Origin of the sequence: Xanthomonas sp. A1809 (assembly GCF_017746015.1) — a bacterium.
In the GTDB taxonomy this organism is placed as follows: Bacteria; Pseudomonadota; Gammaproteobacteria; order Xanthomonadales; family Xanthomonadaceae; genus Xanthomonas; species Xanthomonas euvesicatoria.
In genome coordinates, this window is sequence record NZ_JAGHWZ010000004.1 from 556,036 (window position 1) to 571,408 (window position 15,373).

Annotated in this window: 13 protein-coding genes and 1 pseudogene; 8 read left to right on the top strand and 6 right to left on the bottom strand. The window is 64.8% G+C overall.

The genetic code is table 11. The annotated features are described in order from the left end of the window. Positions 1-11 precede the first annotated feature (11 nt). From proP to J7396_RS06345, 5 genes are all read right to left on the bottom strand, one after another. Complete coding sequence (proP, locus tag J7396_RS06325) at positions 12-1,502, bottom strand: glycine betaine/L-proline transporter ProP (RefSeq protein ID WP_209261168.1); 1,491 nt, start codon at positions 1,500-1,502, stop codon at positions 12-14. 532 nt (positions 1,503-2,034) lie between these two features. Further along, positions 2,035-2,364, bottom strand: a complete 330-nt coding sequence (locus J7396_RS06330) for a thioredoxin family protein (RefSeq protein ID WP_008577855.1) — start codon at positions 2,362-2,364, stop codon at positions 2,035-2,037. A gap of 20 nt (positions 2,365-2,384) precedes the next feature. Then, positions 2,385-2,783 carry a host attachment family protein gene (locus J7396_RS06335; protein ID WP_008577854.1) on the bottom strand — a complete coding sequence of 133 codons (399 nt, stop codon included), beginning with the start codon at positions 2,781-2,783 and terminating at the stop codon, positions 2,385-2,387. Between the two features lie 383 nt (positions 2,784-3,166). Beyond that, complete coding sequence (locus J7396_RS06340; protein ID WP_209261190.1) at positions 3,167-6,889, bottom strand: M48 family metallopeptidase; 3,723 nt, start codon at positions 6,887-6,889, stop codon at positions 3,167-3,169. 283 nt (positions 6,890-7,172) lie between these two features. After that, positions 7,173-7,616: an NUDIX domain-containing protein gene (locus J7396_RS06345; protein WP_057682005.1), complete on the bottom strand. Its 444-nt coding sequence runs from the start codon at positions 7,614-7,616 to the stop codon at positions 7,173-7,175. Positions 7,617-7,873: 257 nt separating this feature from the next. Between J7396_RS06345 and J7396_RS06350 the strand changes: the two are divergent. From J7396_RS06350 to J7396_RS06360, 3 genes and pseudogenes are all read left to right on the top strand, one after another. After that, positions 7,874-8,529, top strand: a pseudogene (locus J7396_RS06350) (SDR family oxidoreductase). Positions 8,530-8,638: 109 nt separating this feature from the next. Continuing rightward, on the top strand, positions 8,639-9,709 hold the full coding sequence (locus J7396_RS06355; RefSeq protein WP_029818137.1) for a M4 family metallopeptidase: 1,071 nt from the start codon (positions 8,639-8,641) through the stop codon (positions 9,707-9,709). Then, positions 9,706-10,017 carry a protealysin inhibitor emfourin gene (locus tag J7396_RS06360; RefSeq protein ID WP_209261169.1) on the top strand — a complete coding sequence of 104 codons (312 nt, stop codon included), beginning with the start codon at positions 9,706-9,708 and terminating at the stop codon, positions 10,015-10,017. The genes J7396_RS06355 and J7396_RS06360 overlap by 4 nt, the downstream gene beginning before the upstream one ends. A 300-nt stretch (positions 10,018-10,317) precedes the next feature. Here the strand turns inward: J7396_RS06360 and J7396_RS06365 are convergent, their stop codons facing one another. Then, a complete protein-coding gene (locus J7396_RS06365) occupies positions 10,318-10,848 on the bottom strand; it encodes an SRPBCC family protein (protein WP_029818135.1) in 531 nt (176 codons plus the stop codon). A gap of 220 nt (positions 10,849-11,068) precedes the next feature. Between J7396_RS06365 and J7396_RS06370 the strand changes: the two genes are divergently transcribed. The 5 genes from J7396_RS06370 (at position 11,069) to J7396_RS06390 (ending at position 15,313) form a co-directional block, all read left to right on the top strand. Beyond that, positions 11,069-12,238, top strand: coding sequence for an HDOD domain-containing protein (locus J7396_RS06370; RefSeq protein WP_209261170.1), 1,170 nt, complete (start codon positions 11,069-11,071; stop codon positions 12,236-12,238). A 236-nt stretch (positions 12,239-12,474) separates the two neighbouring features. Beyond that, on the top strand, positions 12,475-12,663 hold the full coding sequence (locus J7396_RS06375; protein WP_008575250.1) for a CsbD family protein: 189 nt from the start codon (positions 12,475-12,477) through the stop codon (positions 12,661-12,663). Between the two features lie 1,061 nt (positions 12,664-13,724). Continuing rightward, the gene (locus tag J7396_RS06380; protein WP_230201269.1) at positions 13,725-14,255 is read left to right on the top strand and encodes a hypothetical protein; all 531 of its coding nucleotides are present in this window, start codon (positions 13,725-13,727) and stop codon (positions 14,253-14,255) included. A 117-nt stretch (positions 14,256-14,372) separates the two neighbouring features. Further along, entirely contained in the window at positions 14,373-15,011 is a 639-nt protein-coding gene (locus J7396_RS06385; protein WP_209261171.1) for a hypothetical protein, read from the top strand. A gap of 17 nt (positions 15,012-15,028) precedes the next feature. Then, complete coding sequence (locus J7396_RS06390; protein WP_244669548.1) at positions 15,029-15,313, top strand: hypothetical protein; 285 nt, start codon at positions 15,029-15,031, stop codon at positions 15,311-15,313. Positions 15,314-15,373 lie beyond the last annotated feature (60 nt).

Below are 15,373 nucleotides of genomic sequence, written 5' to 3' on the forward strand. Positions count from 1 at the left end.
TCGCCGACAACTCACGCCGTGCGCGGTTGGCCCATCGACGCTGTGGTGGTGACTGGCAATTGCGCATCCACCGTCACCGGGCTGTCGGCCTGCAGCAGGGCGCGCGCTTCGGCATCGCTGGCCACCGCCGGCGGCGAGCCGCGTAGCGGCAATCCCGCGGTTTCGCGCACGAACAGCATCGTCAGCAAGCCGATCGCCGCTGCGCCCATCAGGTAGTACGCCGGCACCAGCGGGTCGCCGGTACGCTCCACCAGCCAGGCGGTGACCAGCGGCGTGGTGCCGCCAAACAACGACACCGACACGTTGAAGGCAATCGACAACGCGCTGTAGCGCACCGGCGTGTAGAACAGCGCCGGCAAGGTGGACGGCATCGAGCTGGTGAAGCACACCAGGGCCAGGCCAAGCAGCATCAGCCCGGCGAAGATCAGCCCGTCGTTGCCGCTACCGACCAGCAACAGGCACGGGATCGCCAACGCAAACAGCGCGATGCAGGCACCGATGATCATCGGCCGCCGGCCCAGCTTGTCGCTGAATATGCCGCCGACGATGTTGAGCGGCATCATCACCAGCATCACCAGGATGATCAGCAACAAGCCCTTGCTCTCGGCGTAACCCATCGTGACGCTGAGATAGCTGGGCATGTAGGTCAGCAGCATGTAGTCGGTGACGTTGAACACCAGCACCAGGCCCACGCACTTGAGCAGTTGCGGCCAATGCAGGCGCAGCAGCGTGGTCAGGCCCTGCGCGGCGGTCTGCCGTTCGCGCTGCTCGGATTGTTCGGTATAGGCGCGAAATGCCGGGGTCTCTTCCAGCTTCATGCGCATGTACAGGCCCAGCAACCCCAACGGCCCGGCGATCAGGAAGGGCACGCGCCAGCCCCAATCGAGCATCTGCGCCGGAGTCACGCTCATGTGCAAGGCGGTCACGGTGGCGGCGCCGGCGATGTAGCCACCCAGCGTGCCGAACTCCAGCCAGCTGCCCATCAGGCCGCGATTGCGGTCGGTGGCGTATTCGGCAATGAAGGTAGCCGCGCCACCGTATTCGCCGCCGGTGGAAAATCCCTGCAGCAAACGCGCCAGCAACAGCAGTGCAGGCGCCCATAAGCCAATGCGCTCGTAAGCCGGAATCAGGCCGATACTGAAGGTGCCCAGCGCCATCAGGATCATCGTGGCGGCCAGGACTTTCTGGCGCCCGTAACGGTCGCCGAGCGGTCCGAAGACCATGCCGCCGATCGGCCGCACCAGAAAGGCCACGGTGAAGGTGGCGAAGGTCGCGATCAATTGTGCGGTGGGGTTGCTTGCCGGGAAGAACACCTGGCCCAGCGTCACCGCCAAATAGCCGTATACGCCGAAGTCGAACCACTCCATTGCATTACCGAGCGCCGCAGCGCCGACGGCCTTGCGCAGCATGCTGCGGTCCACCACGGTGACGTCATCCAGTTGCAGCTGGCGGCGGCGTTTGAACCAGCCAAAGTGCGAACGCATCGCGCGGGCATCGTGCATTTATGGTCTCCGTAAGTTGCGCCCGGGATATCTCGTCGGGCGCAGGCCGTCGCTACCCACACGCCCTGGCAACGCACAGGACACGGCACATCACGCAAGTACGGCAACGCATTGCACTTAGATGACACCGGAGGCATTCCCGGACGGCCGCGTGGATTCAACGACGCTGCGGGACAGACGACCAAGGGATGGGCATTGCCCAAGGGCTTGATCAGTGCGCTATGTTACTACAGCCGGCCGATCGATGCAGGCGCGACGGCGCCAGGCGCGCAAAACACCTTGTTTTCTGGCCGATTCATCTGCACTGGTGCGCGATGCGTACGCGCCCGTCCGCTGTGTACGCATCCGCTGCGACGATGTCGCGCACGCCCTGCGTGACGCAGCACCTGCAGCAGCACGATGCATCGCAAGCCCGCTTTTTACAGAGAATGAAAACCTGCTGCGCCTGCGTCAGACGACCGCACGCCAACGTTCGTCAGCGATGCTCAGCGCCGTGCAAGCGCATCTCAAGGCGATGCGATGTTGCGTGCAATCAGGCTGCATCCAGCAGCGACAACAGGTCTTGCAGGTCCTCACGCGTTTGCGGTCTGACTGCGCGTGCCAGTTCCTGCCCGTCGCGCAGCAGGATAATGGTGGGCCACAGTTTGACGCGAAAAGAGCGGCCCAGCGGCCGCCCTTTCCCGTCTTCGATCTTGCGGTAGTCGATCGCTTCGTATCCGCCCAACAGCTTTTGCAGCAGCGGCTGCGCGGCAATGCAGTGGCCGCACCAGTCGGTACCGAATTCCAGAACCTGCAAACCGGTCTGTGCCTCCACTGCGCTGCGTTCCGGGGCCTGGGAGGCGTACTGGCGAACGAAGCCCATCGTCTGGATGCTCCGCTTGATTACGACAAGGCGCGCTGGATATCTTCCAGCGGCAGGTTGGTCAGATCCTTGGCCAGGTCGCCCACCAGGCGCTGCTGGGTTTCCTTGTGCAGCAACGGGCGCACGCGGCCCAAGGTGGTCGGGTCGGCCACCAGCACCAGGTGCGTGTACTCGTGCTTCAAGGCGCCATCGTTCAAGGCGTGCGAGAGCTGCTTGGCGAATGTCATTTCGTCCAGGTCTGTTTCGGTGAGATCTTGCGGCGCCTTGCCGGCCGGGCCGTCGTCATCGACGTTCTGCACGTCGGTGCGCGCGTGCTGGCGCAACACCACCTTGGATTCGTTGCCGGTGTTGGTGAACCAGCGGGCTTCGCCGCCGTCGGCCACCACTACCAAGGCGCCCTGAGGAATTTGCAGACTCATCCCATTTCTCCTGGTCGATGTTGACACTGCCACTGCAGCGCCAGTCGGTCTCAACCTAGGCGAGAAGATGTAAGGATTGCGCCTAGCCGGTGTCAGCAGCGCGTTAGGGCTGCGCGTCGAACTTCGGCAACGGCAGCTGCGCTGCCTGCTGAAAAAAACGCGCGATGGCGCGTAGCGCCTGCTGGCTTTTTCCGTGGGGCGTGGGAAATGGAAGCTGTGCCGCGGCCGGCCCGCACCCGCACGGCGGCGAGCGCAGGTGTTGTTCGTTGCTGGGCATCCGCTCGGCAACGCGGCGTCATCGCGTGCGCTACGCCGGCAGTGTCCGAGCGAGGGACGTGGCGCCCTCACCTGAGCGATTGCATCGTCGTACACCGGGCACTGCATCAGCCCAGATAGGGGCGCTCGCTGGCAAACAACAGCTGCTGGGCGCCACGCCGCCATGCATCCGGGCAGCGCTGGCCCAGTAGGACCGCCGCCATCGTGTAGGCCAGGCCGCGGCCGACCAGGCTCACGCCGCCCAACGCCGCTTCGGCCTGCTGCTGGCTGCCGCCGGCCTGTACCGCGTCGAAGAACCGGGCGATGTAGGCGCCATCTTCGCCGGTCCCTTGCAGGGTTGCCGCACGCAACGCATCCGTCTGCCAGCCCTCGCGCGCGGCCAGTGCCCAGGCGCTCGGTGCAGTGATCGGGTCGAGCCCGGCGCTTTCGGGTAGCACGCGTGCCTGCTGCAGCAATGCGGCGCTGGCGCCATGGGACGCGGCCGCGAGCCGGACGATGCGCGCCTGCACGTCGGCATCGGCGGCCGCCTCTGTCACTGCCGTGTCCAGTTGCCCGTGGGCCAGGGCGTAATAGCTGTGGTACGGCGTGCCCTGGGTGCGCTCACCGCCCTCCAGTGCCACGATCGATGCCAGTGATGGCGACTGCTGCGCCATGCCTGGCAGGTCCGTCGCCAGGCCGCGGTAGCGCTGCAAACGCGCCAGCAGCGGCAGCACATCATCGGCCAGTGCCGGCGCGCGCGCTGCCTGTTCGTACAGCGCCTGGGCTTGCGGCAGATGCAGCTGACCGACCTGCACGGCCGCTGCAGCGCGCTGCAGCCACGGGTCATTCGGCCAGCGCGCCTGTGCGGCGACAAACGCCTGGTCGCGTTCGGGGGTATCGCTGCGGCAGCGGATCGCCGCGTACTGCAATGCAGGCGCATCCGGATGCGCCTGCGCAGCGGTAGTCTGCTGGCCGCACACCTGCGCCCGTTGCTCGGGCGTGGCGATGTCCTGCTGCATCCGCAGCGCCACCACGTCTTGCCGGTTGCGCTGCAGGCGCTCGGTCAAAATGGCGGGCAAGGCCTGTGGCGCTGCGCTGCGCAATTGCTCCATCCACTGCTCCAGATACGCCGAGTCCGCAGCGTCCCAGCGCGCATGCGCGGTGATCAGCGCCAGATCGCGCTCCGGTCCCAGCTCGCCCAACAGCTCGTGGGGCGAACGCCCGGACACGGCCGTGAGCACGTCGCGGTACTGGCCGCCCTTGCCGCTGACCTTCTGCGGCGGCTCGCTGAAGATGTCCTGCGCCTGGGTGCGTTCCCAGCGTGTGGTGCTCAGGCTGCGCGTGGTGTCTTCGCTGGCCGAGCCGTAGCTGGCACGCCAGTTCAGCAGCAGCGCGGCACCGGCCACGTTGTAGGCGAACTGGCCGCCGTGGCCGCCGCTGGGCGCATCGAAACGTTCGATCGCCGCGCCGTTGGCGGTGCGGGTTTCCACATGATGGGTCGAACGCTCTGACAGGCGAAACACATGGCGCTCATTGGCCGGGATGGTGGCCGACTGCCCGTCGATAGCCACCGTCACGGTCTGCTGCAAACCGTTGTAGGCGACCACTTCGGCCATGCCCACCGCGCCGCCGGCCCACAACACGCCAGCCACGATCGATGCGGCCACCGCCACCCGCGCCACCGACGGAAACACGCCGTCGGCGGCCAGAAAGCGCTGCCACAGGTTCTGCCGCAGATCGCGTTGGCGCATCTCGCCCGGCAGGCGGATCGGGTAGTCGGTCGGTGCCGCCGGAGGGGTGGCGTCGGTTGGCGAGGTGTCGCCGCTGCGCAGTCGCTCGGCCACGGCGTTTTCTGCACGCAGCAACTCTTCCAGGCTGGCATCGCGCAATGTGCCCAGGGCGTCCAGGGTGACTTGCACCCAGCTGCCGGCGGCCTTCATCCAGGCATTGATGTTGTTCTCGTCGGCCTCGACCAGACCAAATTCCGGCAGGCACTGCGACCACTGCGGCTTGCCCAGGGCCTGCGCCAGCGGCGCGTTCATCTGCACCTGGCCGGCTTGCGCATACACCTGACCCAGCGCGCGTTGCACCTGATTGCAGGCCGCCACCAGCTTGCGCAATTCCTTGGACGAGACGCGGCCATCGGCGATCACGCTCTGGAAGGTCTGCAGGTACAGCAGATTGGCGTCTTCCAGATCGGCGATGGTGTGGTCGGTGTAATGCAGCACGGCCAGATAGCCACGCAGCAGCGCCGGCCAGCCGCCGCCGATACGGTTGGCTGCCGCCAGGTGCACGCTGCGGCAACGTTGATCATGGCCGCTGACGCGCGCACGCAGCACCCGCAGCTCGTCGTCCAGCTCGGCGATCACCGCCGGCAGCTGCGTGCGCGACAACGTGGTGCCCTTCCAGGTCACCACCCCGCCGGCGGCGCGCAACCCGCCATCCATCAGGCCTTGCAAGGTGGCGCGTTGGCGCTCGCGCTCGCGCAGTTGTTCGATCGCCTGGCCATCGTCGGGCAGGTACAGGCCGTCCAGCGCCTGCAGCAGGTCGCCGGACGGCAGCGGCGTGGCATACAGCTCGTCCAGGGTGCGCGCGGTACGCGTGCACGAGCGCCCCAGGTACAGCCCTTGGTAGCGCCGCGACAACGACAACGCGGCGAAGTCGCGTTCCAACTGCTCCAGCGAAACGGCAGTGTCCACGCAGGTGGGCGCCTGGCCGTTGAACATGCCCAGCGACACGCGTTCACGCAGCGCCTGGGCATCGTGCAGCAGCTCCATCGCCGGGCGCGCATCGATGGGGCAGGCGATGTAGCGGCGCTTGAGATTCTCCTCGCGTGCGGCGCTGGGCGGATGCGTGGCCCACATCTGCGAGGGCTGTGCGATTTCGCTATGAAACAGCCGGTGCATCGGCGCTGTCTCGGTCGGTACCGCCGGCACCGCCCCATGGCCGGGGTCGTTCAACACCACGCGCATGTGTTCGATGATGCGCGACTGGATGGCGAACAGATCCTTGACCGGGCGGTCCTGGGCGAATTCGCGCGCGGCAAAGCGCAGCGCGCGCTGGAAGCCGTCATCGGCCGCTTCCAGCTTGTGCAGTGCATGCACCAGCGCATCGCTGCCGGTGAGCGATGCGGCGACCAGATCGGCCTGGTATTCCATCTCGCGCGAAAGTGCGCGCTGCGCCAGTACCACGCCGCGGAAGGCGATTTCGACCAGCGAGCGGATCGACCACACGATCAACGACAGCCCCCAGCCGATCCACGCCACGCGCAGGTCGATGCGCGACAGCGTGGCCAGTATGCGGTCCAGCGCATCGCGCTTGCCCACGATGTGCGCGGCAATCTGCTGGGCGATATACACCCAACGGCCGACCGCCATGGTGCGCTGGGCGAAATGCCCGAATTCATGGGCCAGCACCGCCTTCAATTCGCCCAGGTTGAGCACATTGACCAGGCCCAGCCCGATATCCAGATTCTTGCGCGAGGGCAGCAGCAGATTGATCAGCGACAGGTCGTAGAACACCCCGGCGTTGACCTGCGCCGACAGGTACACCTTGTGCGGGCGCGGTGCCCCGGCATCGTCGGCCAGCCGGTACAGGAAGGCGAACAGCGCCGGCTGCTCGGCGGGGGTGAGTTCCAGCGCGCGGGTGTCGCGTTCGGCGCGCTTGTTGAACACCAGCGCCTTGGCCATGAACACCGCCAGAAACGCCGCGCCGGCGGCCACCACCCATTGCCAGAATGCCTGCTCGCCACCGGAGCCCTGCAGCAAGCCGGCGACCAGCCGGTAGGCGGTCCAGCCGAACCACACCAGCAGGCCCAGGTACACGGCGATGAAACCGCCCAGGCCGAGCATGGCCAGCCAGGCGTTGCGACGATAGTTGCTGCTGGGCGCAGTGAGCTGTTCCGGCACCACGGCCGGGCCTTGCGGATAGAGCGATTCCATTCGTGTCCCCTGATGAGTGGCCGGGCGCCACGCAGTCGTTCGGCATCCCGGCCGTGCGATTCGATCCGCCGGGCGCGCTGTCCCCTCGCCCCGGCAGCGCAGAAAATAGCCGAGCGCGGCGACAAAATCCATGTGACCTGCGCGGCGGCGCACATGCCCGCCGCAGGAGAGCCGCAGCGCGGCTGTCAGGCAGTCATGCCCGGGCTGCGGCGCGCTCGGCCTGCACCTGCTGCACCGCCTGCATGGCCGAGCGGGTCAGTGGCGTGGGCAGGGCATCGAGTGCGAACCAGCCGAGTTCCAGCAGCACCTGCGGTTCGCGCAGCACCGCCTGTTCCGGGCCCTGGATGCTGGCTAGATACACCGGCGCCACCCAATGCTGCGGCGGGTCCATGTCCGGCTCGAAGTGGCTGACCACGCAGAGCACGCGTTGCGGGTGCACCTGCAGGCCGGTTTCTTCGAGCACTTCGCGCACCACCGTGGCTTCCACGGTTTCCATCCAGTCCACCTTGCCGCCGGGCAGCCCCCAATGGCCTTGCTCGGGCGCACGCCCGCGCAGCACCAGCAACAGGCGGCCATCGGCGCGCTGGATGAAGGCACCGCAGCCAACGCGCGGGCGTAACTCGGAAGACATCGGCATCAGCAACTCTCGCAGACTCTGGCCCGTCAGTGTCCTAGATGTGGTGGCTGCGGGGAATGCTGGCCGGCATGTTCGATCGCCACGCCTGGCACTGAGGAGCACCACCCAGGAAGCAACGGCGGCAGCGCGCAACTGCGGAGGGCATGCGCCTGTCGCGGTATGGCAGTGCCGGCGCGCGATTACACCGCCTTAGCACCGCATTGGCGAGGATGGCCGCCTTTCCGCGCCATGTCGGCGCGCAGCTGTTGGAGAGGTGCATGTCTCGAATTCTCGTCATCGGTGGTCACGGCAAGGTGGCGCGCCTGCTCACGCCGCTGTTGGTGCAAGGCGGGCATCAGGTCACCGCGCTGTTCCGCAACCCCGCACACGAAGACGACGTGATTGCCGATGGCGCCACGCCGGTGGTGTTCGATATCGAACACGCACAGACCGATGCCATCGCCGCGCAGCTGGCCGGTCACGATGCGGTGGTGTGGTCGGCCGGGGCGGGCGGCGGCGATGCGGCGCGCACCTACGCGGTGGATCGCGATGCGGCCATTCGCTCCATGCATGCGGCCGAGCAGGCGCGCGTGCGTCGCTATGTGATGGTGTCCTATCTCGGCGCCGGGCTGGACACGGCATCGGGCCGGACGATGCCTTCTTCGCCTATGCGCAGGCCAAGGCCGCTGCCGATGCGCACCTGCGCAGTACCACGCTGGACTGGACCGTGCTCGGCCCCGGCCGGCTCACGCTGGACCCACCCTCGGGCCGCATCACCCGCGACCCGGGCAGCGATGCCGAAGGCGGCGTCTCGCGTGCCAACGTGGCGCAGGTGATCGCCGCCGCACTGGCAACGCCGGGCAGCATCGGCAAAACGATCGGCTTCATCGACGGGCAGACCCCCATTGCGCAGGCGCTGTCGCAGCTGGAATGAACGCAACACCCCATGCGATCCGCACTGCACGCGGCCACCGGCGCCGGCTAACGAATTCCTAAAGCCGGCGCCCGCATAGTCGCTGGCGCAGCCATTGTGGAGGTCGCTTATGTCCGCGTTTGTCAGCGCGCGCCGCGCCGGGATCCTGCCGCCGTACCTGCTCGAACATGTGGCGCAGGCTGCGCCCGCACACGCGCGCCAGTGCGCGCTGCTGTCGCGGCAAATCACCGCCCAGCTACGGCAGCAGCGCGCACTGGGGCTGCTGGCACGCGCCGATGCGCCGGCGGCAGATGCCAAGGCGCAACAGACCGCCCCGGCGGTGCAGCGGCGCATCTACGATGCCCAGCGAGGCACCGCCCTGCCCGGCACCCTGGTGCGTGACGAAGGTGCCGCCGCCACCCAGGACGTGGCGGTGACCGAAGCCTACGACTACCTGGGCGCGACCCACGATTTTTTCCAGACCGTGTACGGGCGCAATTCGATCGACGCGGCGGGCATGCCGCTGATCGGCAGCGTGCATTACGAGCGTGGCTACGACAACGCGTTCTGGAACGGCGAGCAGATGGTGTTCGGCGACGGCGACGGCGAGGTGTTCAACCGCTTCACCATCGCCCTGGATGTGGTCGGGCACGAGCTCACCCACGGCGTCACCGAGCGCACCGCCAACCTGATCTATCAAGGCCAGTCCGGTGCCTTGAACGAATCGATTTCGGACGTGTTCGGCGTGCTGATCAAGCAGTACACGCTGCGCCAGAGCGCCGACCAGGCCGACTGGATCATCGGCGCCGGCTTGCTGATGCCCGGCATCAAGGGCGTGGGCCTGCGCTCGATGCAGGCGCCCGGCAGCGCGTACGATGACCCGGCCCTGGGCAAGGACCCGCAGCCGGCGACCATGGCCGGCTATGTCGACACGCAAGAGGACGATGGCGGCGTGCACTACAACTCCGGCATTCCCAATCACGCGTTCTATCGGGCCGCCGTCGCGATCGGTGGGGCGGCGTGGGAGAAGACCGGGCGCATCTGGTATCGCGCGCTCACCGGTGGCGAGCTGGCCGCCGGCGCGGACTTCGCCACCTTCGCCGCGCTGACCGTCGAGGTGGCCAGCGCCGAGTACGGCGCCAACAGCAGCGAAACCGCAGCAGTGCAGCAAGCCTGGCGCGACGTGGGCGTGCTCGCATGAGCCCACAACGGCCACCGGTGGAAACCGGCGTGACCTTGCGACTGGCGCGCGAAGGCGGGGTGGCGGCGTTTCCGGCCATGCGCCGCGAGCGCCAGTTGGCGATGGATGCGCTGGACGATGCGCAGCGGGTGCGGCTGCGTCGCGTGCTGGATCAGTGCATGGCGCACGCGCTGCCGGCGCCGCAGGCCGGCGGTGGCGATCGCCGCTATTTCAGCATCGTCTGGGATGGCGCCAGCGAGCCGCTGCGCATCCCCGAAGAACATGCACCTGCGGAAATCGTGCAGCTGTGGAAGCAGGGCACCCTGTAGCGCAGGTCGATGGCCGCAATGTGACCTGGAAGGCACCGCTCTACAGCGGCGCGTGCGATGCGCGGCATTGGCTTCCTACCCAAACGAAGACACCGCGCGGTGCGCGGTGTCTGTCGGTGAGCGAATCTGGTCCAACTGCGGATGCCTGCACCCTTTAAGCTGCCTAGATGCTCTAGGGCTGCACAGCTGGTGATGCATAGTGGCGTGCACTGCGTTAGCGCGACGTGCAGCGCAGCGGTCAGTCTGAAGACATACCCCTCATCGCTGCACTGCACCAAGCACGCGGTGCGTGGCAGCCGATCAATTCTCCGGATGCGCTTCCACCAGATGCGCCAACAGCATCAACGAATCCTGCCAACCCAGGTAGCAGGCGTGTAGCGGAATTTGCTCGGGAATGCCTTCCTGCACCACGTGCAGATCGGTACCGCACGGCAGCGTATGCAACTGCACCGTGGTGACCATGGTGCCAGGCAGCGAGGGGTCATCGAACGCATCGTCGTAGCGCAACAGCACGTTGGGTTGCAGCTCGCGGTAGGTGCCGCCGAATGCGTGGCGCTGGCCATTGGCGAAATTGGTGAACGCCATGCGGAAGGTGCCGCCGACATGCGCGTGCAAATGCTCCACGGTGCAGGTGAAGCCATTGGGCGGAAGCCACTTGGCCACCGCATCGGCTTGGAGGAGGGCGCGATAGATCCGCTCGGGGCTGGCACGTATGACGCGGTGGAGCGTGACGGTGGACATGGGCACTCGCTTGGGCAGAGAACGTCTCTGCATGCTAGCCATGAACCGGCCGTTGCACATCATCGGCAGGCCATGGCCCGCGTGCGCCACTATCACGCCCGGGCGGCGGCGGCGGCGGCTCGGCGGGGTATGAGCTGCTGCCTGCTGCACGCACTGCGTTGCCCCAGCCCGCAACGACGCGACGGTGGCCTTGCTGCATGTGCGCGCCAGCCTGGCCGACCGTCCGACGGCAATGCCCAGCGACACACGCTCGCATTGCCGCCGCGACCGGCTTCGCGGATAGTCGCCGCACTGATCAGACGATTTTTCCATGATGCTCGTAACTGTGTTGCTGCTCGCCGCCGGACTGCTAGGTGCCGTTGTGCTCGCCGGAGGTCTGTGGTGGTTGCTGGCGCGACGCCGCGACGCCAAGGCCGATGACATCGCGCCGCCGTCGGCAAGCAATGCGTCCACAGCACATGCGTCGCCCTCGCCGATTGCACCGGAGCCATCGCCCGCCGCGCCGCTGCAGCAGCCCGTGCCGCCGCCGGCTGCGCAGACCTTGCAGATCGAACCACCGCCGATGCGCCCGCTGTTGCGGCGCATGTATGCGGCGGTGATGGCCACGCCATCGCTGGCCGAGGGCACGCTGCCCGGCGACCCCGCCCAGGCCGAGGTGTTGGCCGCCGTCGCCGCCGCGCTCGAACAAGTCGACCTGCGGCCGCAATTGCTGCCGCGTCGCCCGCACCTGTTGCCGCAGCTGATGCGTGCGGTGAACGATCCCGATGCCTCCGGCCGCGGCATCGCCGCGATCATCGCGCAGGACCCCGCGTTGGCGGCCAACCTGCTGCGCATCGCCAACAGTGCGCTATACCGCCCGCAAGGCGGCCCGCTGGAAAGCCTGGAGCGCGCGGTCGTGCATATCGGCACCGAAGGCGTGCGCCAGATCGTCGCCGCCGCCGTCATGCAGCCGGTGCTGAGCCTGGATGGCGGGCTGTACTCGCGCCTGCCTGCCGCCGTGTGGGATTACGCCCTGCGCACCGCCACCGCCGCAGCCGCCTATCTGCGCGAACGCGGCGGCGACACCTTGTCCGGTCAACTCGCCGGCTTGCTGCAGGGCCTGGGCGCGATCGTGATCCTGCGCGTCCTGCGCGACACCTACGCCGAGCGCCGCGGCGTGCCCTACAACCTGGAGGTAGCCGCCGCCCTGGTCGAACGCCATACCGCCGCCGTGGCCAAGACCATTGCCACCGCCTGGGACCTGCCGCCACAGCTCGGCACCGCGCTGGACGAACAGCGCCCCGAACACGACACCAGCCTGCTCGCCACCCCGCTCGGCCTGGCATTGCGCTACGGCCGCCTCGCCGCCGCCCTGGCCATGCTCGCCCGCCACGGTGCCGAGCACGAAGACCGCGCGCTCGGCATCCTGGCCACCCTGGAGCCGGACAGCGACGCCAACGCCGTACTGTGGCAGCGGCTGGTGGCAGCGAGCGTGGAGTGAGTTGCAGTAACGCTACGGCCGTTGCTTACCGCAGCATCCCAGCGTCAATCAGCCGATGACCATGTCCACTGCATGCCTTGAAGATTCGGCTTAGCAAGGCCCTGCTAGCTGCAGCTGGCGCAAATGCACTAACGCAATTAGTGCATTCGCAACTGCGGCATCCGGATGCAAGCGCACATCATGCTCACGCCGGCGCGCACAGACTGGCCGGGTTCCCCAAACGACGAGCAACATCCATGGATAAGAATCGTATCGACGGTGCCGCCAAGCAGGTCAAGGGCTCGGTCAAGGAAGCCATCGGCCGCGTCACTGGCGACAAGAGCACCGAACTGGAAGGCGCCGCCGAAAAGAATGTTGGCAAGGTGCAGCGCAAGGCCGGCGAAGTTGCCGATGACGTGCGCGACGCTGTCAAATCGAATAAGTAAATCGGGTGCATGATCGGTAGGCGGATGCCTGCCGTGCTGTAAACCGCATCAGGACTATGCGTCGCGTACATCGCACGCAGTGATGTAGCGCAAGCAGCGCTCGATCACCAACGCCCCGACCTGGTCGGGGCGTTGGCGTTTTGGCACGCGGCGCTGACGCTGTATCGCGCGTATAGAACAGCAGGCTGGCGTGCATACCGAACCGGGTCTGAAGGTGGGTATGCATATTGGCGAGCGCCTTGCCAGCACCGGGACTATGGGGGCTACTCACTGATGGCAGCGCCTGGCGTGACGGATGCGAGACGGAAGGTAACCATCTCATCACCCGCGGCCGCAGCTTCGCTGCCTCACGCCAGCTGCTACGCAGTGCAGCACGCGGCAATGCGAGCCGCACCAATGCAGCAGCCTAGGCGATGTTTTCCGCATTGCAGAAGACATCGGCACCTGCACCGCAAGCCCATATACTGATGCCGATGCAGGATTCGTGGCCGCGCTGGAAGCGGCGCGGCGGCGTGAGCGCGACAGGCATGCCGTCGAGGCGACGCGATGAGTGGTGACGTCGGCTGCTTTGAAGGGCATGAGTTAGAGCAAGCGATACCGTTTGGAGGCCACGCTTTTCGAAGAATCTGCCTGTTGACAACAAGAGTTAGTATCCCTAACTTCACCAGCATCCGAAAGACATCGGAGCTGTGGTTGATGGAAGACAGCAGAGAGGAACGCGTAGTGTTCCCGCAGGTGACGTGGCTGCTCAAGATCATCGCGACTTCGACCCGGGCCGATGACGTTATGTCAGGACGGATTCGAGATGGTATGCGTGCACCGATCTGCCGCTGAGTCACATGCTCAGTGGAGCAGCGATGCTATGAGTGAATCCTTTGCGCGGAAGTGATCCCGCGACCTGCCTTGCTCAAGTACGATGACCTGCCTACGTGTACGGATCGCGTATGAGACCCACCAAGGTTGCAATGTTCTCAGTTGCCATCCTCTGCGTAACTTCGCTATGTGCATGCGCACATACACTTGTTAAACCTACTTCGCCACTTCCAAAAAAGCCGCGTGCAATGACGACGCCTGATACTTCAATGGTCAACCCTACGCTCAGCGCTGTTGAGATTGGCGAAAGATTTTTGAAACTGCTGGGCGGGTTGGACTCCAGGAAAGATCTGACAGTCGATCGGGTCCGCGAAGTCACTGGCATTTCTCTGAAAAAAGTTTCCTTCCCCTCTGAGGCTCTTGAGTCGTATATCCACGGCCAAGCGCTTAGTAATGGCTGGAGCTACTTATTGGAGCTTACTCCCGAGTCTCGTGCTCTCAAGCAGGGCATTGGTCTGTCTTTTGTCAACGAGGATGAAGGATCTTCAAGTCTTCAAGATAACTGCGTCGATTTTGAGGAATACAAAAGTTCGCTTATTGAGTTGGGATTTGTGGATTCGCCCGTGCATGGTGAGATCGGCCAACTACAAAGCTGGCGGTTTGCTAGGTTCGCGAAAGACGGAAGCGGAAACGACATTGTGATTTCGCTCCTTCCTCAAAATGAAGTGCCAGGTTCTCCCGGCAGGCTATGTGTCAAATCAATTGGAACACTGAACTAACCAAGGACGGAAGCTGATGGCAACGCCTAGCCCGCAACTCGAAGCAGCTCTCGCCAGCTTTTCTACGTATGAATTCACACATTGTATGCTGCGTCTGTCACCCCTTAGGATCTGCCAATGCGCTTCCCCCGAGCAGCCCTGCTCTTCCTAACCGCACTCTGCGCACCTGCACTAAGTGCTTGTGCCCATGGACCACTGAAGCCGCTTCCGAAGGAGCACGCTGACATGACTTTGCCAGAGGCTGTCACCGCCAACAAAATTACGCTTAGCGCTGAAGAAATAGGCAATCGGTTCTTGAAACTGATCGAGGGGCTAGAGTCCCGTGATGACCTGAGTCCCGAACGTATTCGGGAAGTTATGGGGATCACTCTTAAGAAACCAGATCCAGCAGAGCTGTCAGTGGCGTACTGGAGCATCGATCTGCAAGATGGGTGGCGCTATGCATTTACCTATGTTCCAGAATCGCCCTCGCTTTTAAAAGGCGTGGACTTGACTTTTCAAAACGATAAAGACGATTGGTCTAATATGTCTGCTGTCTGCGGGCTTTATTTTGATCATTATGACAAGGCACTTAAAGCAATGGGCTTTAATGCCTCACCTACTTACGGACCGATTGGTCAGCTTGAGGATTGGCGTTACACAAAATTTGCAAAAGATGGAGTTGGTGGGGATATCGTTATTTCCGTTGTCCCGAGGAACATTGTGGTCCGTGAGCCTGGTCGACTTTGCGTCAAATCTATCGGTACGTTGAACTAATCAACAAGGAACGAAAGATGGCAGCCGTCAGCCCCCAACTCGAAGCAGCGCTTGCCCGTTTCTCAACTGATCCAAGTGTGACGCGGGATCAAGCACAGCAACTGCGCACGGCAATTATCTCCAACACAACGCTTCTTAAAGAGTTCGAGAAAGAGGCTAAACAAGGGCATTTGCAGGGATTTTCCTTACAGTCATCAGCTAATAGAGCCCCAAATTTAGTGGGCAGTTACGACATGCAAAGCGGAGTTATCACGCTCCCGACGGCAAGCTTTCAGCCAGCAGGCAAAACTCCTCCTGATTAGCCCTGACTCTCAGCCATGAAAATTGCTCGCTGCACGCAGGACCGGCTCTGGACATGGGTT